Origin of the sequence: Flavobacterium sharifuzzamanii, from assembly GCF_003254585.1 — a bacterium.
GTDB classification, from domain to species: Bacteria; Bacteroidota; Bacteroidia; order Flavobacteriales; family Flavobacteriaceae; genus Flavobacterium; species Flavobacterium sharifuzzamanii.
Genome location: NZ_QJGZ01000028.1, coordinates 13,761 through 26,364 on the forward strand (window position 1 = coordinate 13,761; position 12,604 = coordinate 26,364).

Annotated in this window: 7 protein-coding genes; 5 read left to right on the plus strand and 2 right to left on the minus strand. The window is 34.5% G+C overall.

What is annotated here, in order from left to right:
- Positions 1-31: 31 nt before the first annotated feature.
- Positions 32-766 (plus strand): hypothetical protein, encoded by a 735-nt coding sequence (locus DMA14_RS00610; RefSeq protein ID WP_111422302.1) that lies wholly within the window; start codon positions 32-34, stop codon positions 764-766.
- Positions 767-853: 87 nt separating this feature from the next.
- On the opposite strand, the gene DMA14_RS00615 is transcribed toward DMA14_RS00610, so the two are convergent.
- Positions 854-2,446 carry a peptide chain release factor 3 gene (locus DMA14_RS00615; protein ID WP_111422304.1) on the minus strand — a complete coding sequence of 531 codons (1,593 nt, stop codon included), beginning with the start codon at positions 2,444-2,446 and terminating at the stop codon, positions 854-856.
- Between the two features lie 150 nt (positions 2,447-2,596).
- Positions 2,597-4,039 (minus strand): alpha-amylase, encoded by a 1,443-nt coding sequence (locus DMA14_RS00620; protein ID WP_111422306.1) that lies wholly within the window; start codon positions 4,037-4,039, stop codon positions 2,597-2,599.
- A 491-nt stretch (positions 4,040-4,530) separates the two neighbouring features.
- Between DMA14_RS00620 and DMA14_RS00625 the strand changes: the two genes are divergently transcribed.
- The 4 genes from DMA14_RS00625 to DMA14_RS00640 all read left to right on the plus strand — a co-directional run bounded on the left by DMA14_RS00625 (position 4,531) and on the right by DMA14_RS00640 (position 12,543).
- On the plus strand, positions 4,531-5,961 hold the full coding sequence (locus tag DMA14_RS00625) for a peptidylprolyl isomerase (protein ID WP_111422308.1): 1,431 nt from the start codon (positions 4,531-4,533) through the stop codon (positions 5,959-5,961).
- Positions 5,962-6,039: 78 nt separating this feature from the next.
- The gene (locus tag DMA14_RS00630; protein WP_111422310.1) at positions 6,040-6,993 is read left to right on the plus strand and encodes an AAA family ATPase; all 954 of its coding nucleotides are present in this window, start codon (positions 6,040-6,042) and stop codon (positions 6,991-6,993) included.
- A 389-nt stretch (positions 6,994-7,382) separates the two neighbouring features.
- Positions 7,383-10,154 carry a bifunctional aconitate hydratase 2/2-methylisocitrate dehydratase gene (locus DMA14_RS00635; protein ID WP_111422312.1) on the plus strand — a complete coding sequence of 924 codons (2,772 nt, stop codon included), beginning with the start codon at positions 7,383-7,385 and terminating at the stop codon, positions 10,152-10,154.
- 124 nt (positions 10,155-10,278) lie between these two features.
- Positions 10,279-12,543, plus strand: coding sequence for an aconitate hydratase (locus DMA14_RS00640; RefSeq protein WP_111422314.1), 2,265 nt, complete (start codon positions 10,279-10,281; stop codon positions 12,541-12,543).
- The last annotated feature ends 61 nt before the right edge of the window (positions 12,544-12,604 follow it).

Genomic DNA, 12,604 nt, shown 5'->3' on the forward strand with positions numbered 1-12,604 from the left:
TCTTTGAGGTATTAACTTAAATGATTACAGTATGAAAAAGAAATTCACCTTAGAAATAGCAAGTCCATGTTCTGAAAACTTCGATAAAATGATTCCGAATGCAAACGGTTCGTTTTGTAATTCCTGCATGAAAAATGTAATTGATTTAAGTAAGAAAACCAATTCAGAAGTTGCTAAATTCATTACTGAAAACGAAGGAAAATCTATCTGTGCGAGGTTGAGAACAACACAATTAGATGAACAGTTTGTATACAATGAAGCTTCTAAAATGAATACTTTAAAATATGCAGCAGTTGCCGCATCTGTTTTGTTGGCATCAAATCTTTCAGCACAAGAAAAAGAGCCTATTCAAACTGAAGTAAGCAGTCCGCAACCCAATACTTATAAAGTAGGGAAAGTGGCTTATAATCAAACTCGAAATAAAGAGATTTTGATAACAATAAAAGGAAAATTATTAGAGACTAAAACTAATAAACCTTTTGATAAAGAAGTGTATTCAAACTTAATGCTTGCTGTTGACGGTTCGCAGAATCCTGTTAAAGTAAATCCTAAAACAGGAGAGTTTATTATAGAAACCAAAGTTTTAAAGGATAGTAATGCGTTAATGGTTACAATTACAGCAAATGACTATTATTTATCAAAGGAAATAGCTTTTGATATAAAATCTGCTAAAAATAATGTTGTGATAAAAAATATAATTGTTGATTCGGGTGAGCTTATCAGAATCTATATCGCGGGTGGATTAGGAATTAATTATACTCGTTAATAATCAAATTTACATATTGGGGAATGTAAATAGAAAAGGCTGTCTAAATAAATTGACAGCCTTTTTATATTTTTAGTATAAACTAAATTAATCGAACTCAGATGTAAAGTACAACTTAACAGTTGGATATTTGCTTTGTGTCATTTGAATTGTGAAATCAGAATCAGCTAAGAATACCAGCTGTCCATATTTGTCATGAGCCAAGAATTTTTGTTTAATACGCTTAAATTCTTTGAATTCTTCGTTTTTAGCATCGTCAGGTTTTACCCAGCAAGCTTTGTGTACAGGAAAGTTTTCGTAAGTACATTTTGCACCATATTCGTGCTCCAAACGGTATTGGATAACCTCGTACTGAAGTGCTCCCACAGTTCCAATAACTTTACGGTTATTCATTTCCAAAGTAAATAACTGTGCGACACCTTCATCCATTAATTGATCGACACCTTTATCTAGTTGTTTTGCTTTCAGTGGATCAGCATTATTGATATATCTAAAGTGTTCTGGAGAGAAGCTCGGAATTCCTTTAAAACTCATGATTTCACCTTCTGTCAAAGTATCACCAATTTTAAAGTTTCCTGTATCGTGCAAACCTACAATATCACCTGGATAAGAAACATCGACAATCTCTTTTTTCTCGGCAAAGAATGCATTTGGACTAGAGAATTTTAAATTTTTCTTTTGACGAACGTGGTAATATGGTTTATTTCTTTCGAAAGTTCCAGAAACGATTTTAATGAAAGCTAAACGATCTCTATGTTTAGGATCCATATTGGCGTGAATTTTAAACACAAATCCACTCATTTTTTCTTCTGTTGGATCAACCAAACGAGTTTCAGAATCTTTTGGTCTTGGAGATGGAGCGATTGTAATGAAACAATCTAACAATTCACGAACCCCAAAATTATTTAATGCAGAACCAAAGAATACTGGTTGAATTTTTCCATCTAAATAATCCTGACGTTCAAATTTTGGATAGACTTCATCGATTAATTCTAGTTCTTCACGAAGTTTTGTTGCTGCTTTTTCACCAACAATTTTATCTAGTTCAGGATTATTTTGGACATCAGAAAAAGCAATCGTTTCCTCTATGTTTTTACGGCTGTCTCCGCTGAAAAGATTAATGTTTTCTTCCCATAAGTTGTAAATTCCTTGGAAATCATAACCCATACCAATAGGGAAGCTTAATGGCGTTACTTTTAAACCTAATTTTTGCTCCACTTCATCCATAAGATCAAAAGCATCTTTACCTTCACGATCTAATTTATTGATGAAAACAATCATCGGAATGTTACGCATTCTACAAACTGCAACCAATTTTTCAGTTTGCTCCTCAACCCCTTTTGCAACGTCAATTACAACAATTACACTGTCAACAGCAGTTAAAGTTCTAAAGGTATCTTCAGCAAAATCCTTGTGTCCGGGAGTATCAAGGATGTTGATTTTTTTATCTTTATAATTAAAAGCAAGTACAGAAGTCGAAACCGAGATACCTCTTTGGCGTTCAATTTCCATAAAGTCACTCGTTGCTCCTTTTTTAATCTTATTACTTTTTACCGCTCCAGCTTCCTGAATAGCACCTCCAAACAACAGTAATTTTTCAGTTAAAGTTGTTTTACCGGCATCGGGGTGCGAGATAATTCCAAATGTTCTTCTGCGTTGTATTTCTTTTAAAAAGCTCATATTTCGTATAAATAGGTTGCAAAAGTACTATTAAATACGGCTTTATAAAAATATTCACTTCCTAAATTTGGAAGTCTTTTGTCTTAAGCGGTTTTTTAGAGCAAAAAATAAGGCTGTTTTTGCAACAGCCTTAAATAGTCATTTTTAAAATTACTGATTAATTGACCAAATTGAATATCCTTTAGGAGGACATTGTATTTTTACCCATTTGTCTGCTTGAGTTGTTGGATACCAAGATGAGTTTCCTGTAAAATCTTTAATTTGAGTATTAGCCCAATTGGTCTGAATCCATCTTTCTTGCCAAACATCTGAATTGTTAATGTAAACTACTAATCCAGGATTGCCGTTGTAGCCATTTCTTCTTGCAACATATTCATCATTATCAGAATATAAAATAGAAGTTGTTCCAGTTGCTTTGTTATTATGAATCCAAATTAGATTATTCAGTTTGTTTTTGTCTAGCCATTCTTCATAATCTCTATAGAAAATTGTTGGATAACCCTCATGAGTTAATATATAGGAGTAAGCTAACATTTTGCTCCAGATTTCATCTGTATCATGATTGGTTACAAAAGTTACCGCTTTATATGGATTACGTTTCCACATCATATCATCATTCAAAAGAGCAAGATTGTTTCCATCAAATGCATCATTCATTTTGTAGTAACAAGCAAAGTCAAATACAGAACTATTGGCAGCGTTTGCCCAGTCATTTAAGACATTTACATTTGAATCCCATAATTCTCCAACAGAAAATCCGCCAACATTGGCATTCCATGAATTTACAACCCATGCACCAAAACCTTTTACATAGTCGAATCTCCAGCCATCAAATTTCATAGTGTTTTTATAATATTTACCAACTCCGTCAGTACGCAACCACAACCAGTTTTGTACATTTGGCGCAGCGTGACATAGATCAGGGAAACCTCCAAAAGATCCTTCGTCATTATTTCCATAGCTGTTTTTATAAAAATCATTATAGTTACGAGGAAATTTACCTGAAGCAACTCCTGTAAAATTAGTCCAAGTATTTGTTCCTGTAAACGGATTTGCTTCAGATTGCCCGCCACTGTTATGGTTGATTACGATATCTGCATAAACTTTGATGTTCTCGTTGTGAGCAGCTGTGATTAGATTTACTAATTCAGTTTTTGACCCAAATCTGGTTTCAATACTTCCATTCTGATTGTAATCTCCAAAATCAAAATAATCTGTTGGATCGTATCCCATAGAAAATGCTCCGTTTTGTGCTTTTGAAGCTGGCGGTAACCAGATAGAACCAATTCCAGCATTACCCCAAGCCGTAACTTTACTGCTTACGGTATTCCACCAAGTTCCTCCAGAAGGAACATCCCAATAAAAAGCTTGCATCATCACACCTCCACCAGGATTATCGACATATTTTCCTGTTGAAGAAGAATTGGAAGTTCCTGTGCTAAACGGTTTTCCATCGTGATGCGTAACATCAATGACTTTAAAATTTTGGCTTTCAGCTTTTGAATCGGATTCGCTCATTTCGTTCTGAGAACACGAATACAACAGTCCAGTGAATGCCGTAATAAGGCATAATTTTAAAATAGGTTTTTTCATAATAGATGTGGTTAAGTTAAATAGTGAGTTTTGTAATTGTCAAATTCAAGCTTTAAAAAAGTAAAAATTGTTATTTTTTAATACTGTAAAATGATAATTACGCATCTAAAGTAATTTTTTTTTGATTTAATTTTAATTTGTAAGAAAACAACCCTTCACGAAAACGTTGTAGTGTTGAGAACTTTTTTTTAGAGCGCTTATAACTAAGTGTTTATTCGCTATTAAAATTCAAATTTTAGAAGGATTTATAAAGATGCCTTTCGTTGTATTATGAAAATTGAAATAACTGATTTGGTATACTATTATAGAACTATCCTATAATTTTTTGTTAATAGTATATCGGATAGTTGGATTATGTAATTGAATTGTTATTTTTGTTCGTTATAAGTTACGAAAGAACTATACTTTAATTATTTATGTTTATGTCGGACATATGTAATTTTAGAGGGATTATCTAAAAAAGGCTTTACATTCAAATAAAAATTAAAATAATGTTATTAAAAAAATTACAGCTAAAAACAATTGATTTCAAGTTTGCACTAACAGTTTGTTTTTTTCTTTTTTTAACTCCAATTATCACAGCGCAAGAAATTATTCCTGATGTTGTTGCTCAAAAGCCAGTTGAAACTCCTTCTGGTGGGAAATTGAAGATCGATGGAATTATTGCTACAGTAGGAGATTATATTGTTTTAGATTCTGATATCGATAAAGGATTTTTGGAAATTACTGCGCAAGGCGGATCTGTAAAAGATATTACAAGATGCCAGATGCTTGGTAAACTTTTAGAGGATAAATTATATGCTCACCAAGCCATTCAAGATAGTATTATTGTGAGCGATGCTGAAGTTAGAAGCATGATGGAAGAGCGTCTGAATTATATGACACAACAAGTTGGTGACATCAATAAAGTAGTTGAGTACTATAAAAAAAGCTCTGTAGAAGAATTTAAAACTTATTTTGCTGACATCTTGAAGGAGCAAAAATTGGCTTCGGAGATGAGAGATAAGATTGTAAAAGATGTTGAGATTACTCCAGAAGAGGTTCGTAATTTCTTTAAGAAAATCCCAAAAGATGAATTGCCAACTTTTGGAGCCGAAATGGAAGTAGCACAAATTGTTGTAGAACCTAAAATTTCTAAAGAAGACAAGCAAAAAGTAATTGATAGATTAAATGCTATAAGAAAAGATGTTCTTGAAGGTTCTAGTTTTGCTACAAAAGCCGTTTTATACTCTCAAGATCCAGGATCATCACCAAATGGAGGGTATTACAAAATGACAAGAAAAACTCCTTTTGTTAAAGAATTTAAAGATGTAGCGTTTAGTTTGCAGGCTGGAGAAATTTCAGAGCCATTTGAAACAACTTTTGGATATCATATTATTATGGTAGAAAAAATTAAAGGGCAGGAAGTTGAGCTTCGTCATATTTTGATTGCTCCAACCGTATCAGAAGCGGCTTTAAAAGAAGCAAAAGAAAGAATTACCAATATTAGAAATAAAATTGTTAATAAAGAGATAACTTTTGCTGAAGCTGCAAGAACAGAATCTGACGAAAAAGAGACTAGAACAAACGGTGGAACATTGGTGAATCCAACAACACAAGATACTCGTTTTGAATTGACAAAAATGGATCCGACTTTGTATAGCCAAGTTTCAAATTTAAAAGGAGACGAAGTTTCTCAACCACTTTTAAATACGGATGACAAAGGTAAAAAGACATATAAGTTAATTACTGTTACAAATAGAATTGACGAGCACACTGCTGATTATGCTAAAGATTATACTAAGATTAAAGAATTAGCATTAAAAGAAAAGCAGATCAATGCAATTGCAAAATGGTTTGATACTAAAATTAAAGATACTTACATCAAAATCATTGGAGAGTATAAAGATTGTACTTTTGCGAACAATTGGTTGAAAAAATAAGTTTTAATAAATAAATAAAAAGAGTTAGTTTTATGATTTCATAGAATTAACTCTTTTTAATTTTAAATACATTCATAAATGTCTGACGTAACAGCAATTCACAATTTAGTTCAAAAAAGAAACGAATTAAAAAAAGAAATAGCGAAAATCATTGTAGGGCAGGACGCCGTTGTTGATCAAATTTTACTTTGTATATTTTCTGGAGGACATGCACTTTTAATTGGAGTTCCTGGTTTGGCAAAAACCTTGATGATAAATACTTTGTCTCAGGCGTTAGGTCTAGATTTTAAAAGAATTCAGTTTACACCAGATTTAATGCCTTCCGATATTTTAGGAAGTGAAATTTTGGATGAAAATAGAAACTTCAAATTCATTAAAGGGCCAATTTTCTCTAACATCATTCTAGCTGACGAGATCAACAGAACACCTCCAAAAACTCAAGCAGCGTTGTTGGAAGCTATGCAGGAGAGATCGGTAACTATTGCTGGCCAGCATCACAAATTAGATTTGCCATATTTTGTTTTGGCAACTCAAAACCCAATTGAGCAGGAGGGAACTTATCCTTTGCCAGAAGCTCAGTTAGACCGTTTTATGTTTGCTATTAAATTAGAATATCCAACTTTTGAAGAAGAAGTTCAAGTAGTAAAAAGAACAACATCTGATGTTAAAACAGAAATTAACCCGTTGTTTACTGCACAGGAAATAATCGATTTTCAGCATTTAATCCGTAGAATTCCAGTTGCAGACAATGTTATTGAATATGCCGTAACACTAGTAAGCAAAACACGTCCAGATAATAGTTTGACTAACGACTTTGTGAAAAATTATTTAGATTGGGGAGCGGGACCAAGAGCTTCGCAAAATTTAATTTTGGCAGCGAAAGCGCATGCTGCTTTCAATGGAAAGTTTTCGCCAGATATTGAAGATGTTCAGGCAGTGGCAACAGGAATCCTTCGTCATAGAATTATTAAAAATTATAAAGCAGATGCTGAAGGAATTACAGAAGAAACAATCATTAAAAAACTGATGTAATTTCTACAAAATATATTTACTAAATCCCGATAAGCTATTATCGGGATTTTTTGTTTTAGTCTGGAATTTTAAAATCGATCGGCGAAGCTCAAATGACGGTAAATAGACCAACTATAACGTTATAATTGCTTATTTAGAAAGATTCTTTGTGAAAATTGAGGTAAAAACTTACTTGCTTTATAACATCGAATTTCGACTTTGTTAAAGAAAAGATCTTTAAATGTTAATAATTCATTATTTTAATTCAAAATTGATTTTTTAGCAAAAACAAGCAGTGAAAATCGTTTTTTAGCAATAATAATTTTTGAAAAGGCTTGTTCTATTATATTTTTTTTAATTATCGGGTTTAATGCTTAAATTTGCCTCAAAAAAATAAATCCGCTTTTATTATGAATATTTATCAGGATTACCTTCAAGAAATTGAAGAAAGAAAAAATCAAGGGTTACACCCTAAACCAATCGATGGAGCTGAATTATTAAGCGAAATCATTGCTCAAATTAAAGATGTTGATAACGCAAATCGCGAAGACTCTCTTAAGTTTTTTATTTACAATACTTTACCAGGTACGACAAGTGCCGCAGGTGAAAAAGCTAAGTTCTTAAAAGAAATTATTTTAGGTCAATCTGTAGTAAAAGAAATCACTCCGACTTTTGCTTTTGAATTATTATCACACATGAAGGGTGGACCTTCTATTGAGGTATTATTAGATTTAGCTTTAGGAAATGATGCTGCGATTGCTCAGCAAGCTGCAGATGTTCTTAAAACGCAAGTTTTCCTTTACGATGCAGATACTGATCGTTTGAAAGAAGCTTTCAAAGCTGGTAACTCATTCGCTAAAGAAATCATTGAAAGTTATGCAAAAGCTGAATTCTTCACTAAACTTCCAGAAATAGCAGAAGAAATTAAAGTTGTTACTTATATCGCTGGTGAAGGAGATATCTCTACAGATTTGCTTTCTCCAGGAAACCAAGCTCACTCTCGTTCAGATCGTGAACTTCATGGTAAATGTATGATCACTCCTCAAGCACAAGAGGAAATTCAAGCATTACAAGCAAAACATCCAGATGCAAGCGTAATGTTAATTGCTGAAAAAGGAACAATGGGTGTTGGTTCTTCTAGAATGTCAGGTGTAAACAACGTGGCACTTTGGACAGGAAAACAAGCAAGTGAGTATGTTCCATTCGTAAATATTGCTCCAATTGTTGGAGGAACAAATGGTATTTCGCCAATTTTCCTTACTACGGTTGACGTAACAGGAGGTATTGGAATTGACCTTAAAAACTGGGTTAAAAAATTAGATTCAGACGGAAAACCAGTATTGAACGAGAACAACGAACCAATTCTTGAGCAAGCTTATTCTGTTGCTACAGGAACTGTTCTGACTATTAATACTCAAACTAAAAAATTATACAACGGTGATCAAGAATTAATTGATATTTCTAGATCATTTACTCCTCAGAAAAAAGAGTTCATTAGAGCTGGAGGATCGTATGCAATTGTATTTGGTAAAAAACTTCAAACATTTGCTGCAAAAGTTTTAGATATTGAAGCTCCAGCTGTATTTGCTCCGTCTAAAGAAATTTCTAACGAGGGACAAGGTTTAACTGCAGTTGAAAAAATCTTCAACAAAAATGCTGTAGGTATTGCTCCAGGAAAAGTTTTACACGCAGGATCAGATGTTCGTGTAGAAGTAAACATTGTAGGTTCTCAAGATACTACAGGTCTTATGACGGCTCAAGAATTAGAGTCTATGGCAGCCACAGTTATTTCTCCAATTGTTGATGGTGCTTACCAATCTGGTTGTCATACTGCTTCTGTTTGGGATAAAAAAGCTCAGGCTAACATTCCTAAATTGATGAAGTTCATGAACAACTTCGGTTTGATCACCGCTCGTGACCCAAAAGGTGTTTATCACTCAATGACAGACGTAATCCATAAAGTACTTAATGATATTACTATCGACGAATGGGCAATCATTATCGGTGGTGACTCTCACACGAGAATGTCTAAAGGTGTTGCTTTTGGTGCTGACTCAGGAACTGTTGCTCTTGCATTGGCTACGGGAGAGGCTTCTATGCCAATTCCAGAATCTGTAAAAGTGACTTTCAAAGGAGATATGAAAGGTTATATGGATTTCCGTGATGTGGTTCATGCTACACAAGCTCAAATGCTTAAGCAATTCAATGGTGAGAACGTATTCCAAGGAAGAATCATTGAGGTTCACATCGGAACTCTTACTGCTGATCAAGCATTTACATTTACAGACTGGACTGCAGAGATGAAAGCAAAAGCTTCTATCTGTATTTCAGAAGATGATACTTTGATCGAATCATTGGAAATTGCTAAAGGCAGAATCCAAATCATGATCGATAAAGGAATGGATAACGACAGACAAGTTCTTCAAGGTTTAATCAACAAAGCAGATAAGAGAATTGCAGAAATTAAATCTGGAGAAAAACCAGCTTTAACTCCAGATGCAAACGCTAAATATTATGCTGAAGTTGTAGTTGATTTGGATCAAATTGCTGAGCCAATGATTGCTGACCCAGATGTTAATAATAAAGACGTTTCTAAACGTTATACTCACGATACTATTAGACCATTATCTTTCTATGGTGGAGAGAAAAAAGTAGATCTTGGATTTATTGGTTCTTGTATGGTTCACAAAGGAGATATGAAAATCCTTGCTCAAATGTTGAAAAACGTTGAAGCACAAACAGGAAAAGTAGAATTTAATGCGCCTCTTGTAGTTGCTCCTCCAACTTACAACATCGTTGATGAATTGAAAGCTGAAGGTGACTGGGAAGTTTTACAAAAATACTCAGGTTTCGAATTTGATGATAACGCTCCTAAAGGTGCAGCTCGTACTGAATACGAAAACATGTTATACTTAGAGCGTCCAGGATGTAACCTTTGTATGGGTAACCAAGAGAAAGCGGCTAAAGGAGATACTGTAATGGCAACTTCAACACGTCTTTTCCAAGGTAGAGTTGTAGAAGATGCTGAAGGTAAAAAAGGTGAATCATTGCTTTCTTCTACTCCAGTCGTGGTTCTTTCTACAATTTTAGGTAGAACTCCAACTATGGAAGAATATACTGCAGCGGTAGACGGAATCAACTTAACTAAGTTTGCTCCTTCTAACAAACAATTAGTTATGTAATCAAAAGATTATTTATTAATATTTTAAAAGCCCGAGTCGTAAAACTCGGGCTTTTTTAGTAATAATTGTTCTATTTTTTGTAACTTGTCATGTTCAAAAAAGAATAATAAAAAACAAAAAATCTATGGCTTTTGATATCGAAATGATTAAAAAAGTGTACGAAAACATGCCAGCGCGAGTTGATAAAGCGCGAGAAATTGTTGGACGTCCGCTTACTTTAACAGAGAAAATTTTATACAATCACCTTTGGGACGGAAATCCGACTAAGGCGTTTGGAAGAGGAATTGATTATGTTGACTTTGCACCGGACCGCGTTGCTTGTCAAGATGCGACAGCACAAATGGCCTTATTGCAGTTTATGCATGCAGGTAAATCTAAAGTGGCAGTGCCTACAACGGTTCACTGTGATCACTTGATTCAGGCAAAAGTAGATGCTGCAACAGATTTGGCTAGAGCTAAAACTCAAAGTAATGAGGTTTTTGATTTCTTGTCGTCAGTTTCTAATAAATACGGAATCGGTTTCTGGAAGCCAGGAGCTGGAATTATTCACCAAGTTGTACTTGAAAATTATGCTTTCCCAGGAGGAATGATGATTGGTACCGACTCTCACACTGTAAATGCAGGTGGTTTAGGAATGGTGGCAATTGGTGTAGGTGGGGCAGATGCTGTAGATGTTATGTCTGGAATGGCTTGGGAACTTAAATTCCCTAAATTGATCGGAGTTAAATTAACTGGTAAACTATCTGGCTGGACAGCTCCAAAAGATGTTATTCTTAAAGTTGCTGGTATTCTTACTGTAAAAGGTGGTACTGGAGCAATCGTAGAATATTTTGGAGAAGGTGCAAAAGCAATGTCTTGTACGGGTAAAGGAACTATTTGTAATATGGGAGCTGAAATTGGAGCTACAACTTCGACTTTTGGCTACGATGATTCAATGGGGCGTTACCTTCGTTCTACAAATAGAGCAGATGTTGCTGATGCAGCAGATAAAATTGCTCCTTATTTAACAGGAGATGCAGAAGTATATGCTAATCCTGAAAAATATTTTGATCAAGTAATTGAAATCAACTTATCTACTTTAGAGCCACACTTAAATGGTCCTTTTACACCAGATTTGGCTACTCCAATTTCTAAAATGAAAGAAGAGGCAATCAAAAATAACTGGCCATTACAAGTTCAGTATGGTTTGATTGGTTCTTGTACAAACTCATCTTACGAGGATATTTCTCGTGCAGCTTCTTTGGCAAAACAAGTAGCTGCTAAAAACTTAAAAACGAAGGCGAAATTTACAATTACGCCAGGTTCTGAAGTAGTGCGCTCTACAATAGAAAGAGACGGATTTATTGATACGTTTAATAAAATCAATGCAACTGTATTTGCAAATGCATGCGGACCATGTATTGGTATGTGGGATAGAGAAGGGGCAGAGAAAGAAGAAAGAAATACTATTGTGCATTCTTTCAACCGTAACTTCTCAAAACGTGCCGATGGTAACCCAAATACTTTAGCTTTCGTAGGTTCTCCTGAATTGGTGACTGCTTTGGCTATTGCAGGTGATTTAGGATTTAATCCATTAACAGATAAATTAATCAACGAAGATGGTGAAGAAGTAATGCTTGAAGAGCCAACAGGAGATGAGCTTCCTGCTAAAGGTTTCTACGCTGAAGATCCAGGATTCCAAGCGCCAGCTGAAGACGGATCAAATGTTCAAGTCGTAGTTAATCCAACTTCAGAGCGTTTGCAACTATTGGCTCCATTTGATCCTTGGGATGGAAAAAATATTGCAGGAGCTAAATTGTTAATCAAAGCATTCGGAAAATGTACAACTGACCACATTTCTATGGCCGGACCATGGTTGCGTTTCCGCGGACATTTAGATAACATTTCAAACAATATGTTGATCGGAGCTGTAAATGCTTACAATCAAAAAACAAACTCTGTTAAGAACCAATTGACAGGTCAATATGATGCTGTTCCTGCTGTAGCTCGTGCATACAAAGCGGCTGGAGTTCCGTCAATCGTAGTTGGAGATCATAACTATGGTGAAGGGTCTTCTCGTGAACATGCGGCTATGGAACCTCGTTTCTTAGGTGTAAAGGCGGTATTGGTAAAATCTTTTGCTCGTATCCATGAAACTAATCTTAAAAAACAAGGTCTTTTAGGATTGACTTTTGCAAATGAAGCAGATTATGATAAAATTCAAGAAGATGATACAATCAACTTCTTAGATTTAACAGAATTTGCTCCTGGCAAACCTTTAACATTAGAATTTGTTCATGCAGATGGTACAAAAGATATTATCTTGGCTAACCATACATATAACGAAGGACAGATTGGTTGGTTTGTTGCAGGTTCTGCATTAAACTTAATTGCAGCTGGAAAAGCTTAATGTTACACTTATATATTGCAAAATGCCCTGTTTTTACAGGGCATTTTTATTATGATTAATT

Excerpts from the sequence above, each read along its gene's own strand:
- DMA14_RS00635 (WP_111422312.1), top strand. The coding sequence starts at position 7,383 with ATGAATATTTATCAGGATTACCTTCAAGAAATTGAAGAAAGAAAAAAT.
- DMA14_RS00630 (WP_111422310.1), top strand. The coding sequence starts at position 6,040 with ATGTCTGACGTAACAGCAATTCACAATTTAGTTCAAAAAAGAAACGAA.
- DMA14_RS00625 (WP_111422308.1), top strand. The coding sequence starts at position 4,531 with ATGTTATTAAAAAAATTACAGCTAAAAACAATTGATTTCAAGTTTGCA.
- DMA14_RS00615 (WP_111422304.1), bottom strand. The coding sequence starts at position 2,446 with ATGAGCTTTTTAAAAGAAATACAACGCAGAAGAACATTTGGAATTATC.
- DMA14_RS00610 (WP_111422302.1), top strand. The coding sequence starts at position 32 with ATGAAAAAGAAATTCACCTTAGAAATAGCAAGTCCATGTTCTGAAAAC.
- DMA14_RS00640 (WP_111422314.1), top strand. The coding sequence starts at position 10,279 with ATGGCTTTTGATATCGAAATGATTAAAAAAGTGTACGAAAACATGCCA.
- DMA14_RS00620 (WP_111422306.1), bottom strand. The coding sequence starts at position 4,039 with ATGAAAAAACCTATTTTAAAATTATGCCTTATTACGGCATTCACTGGA.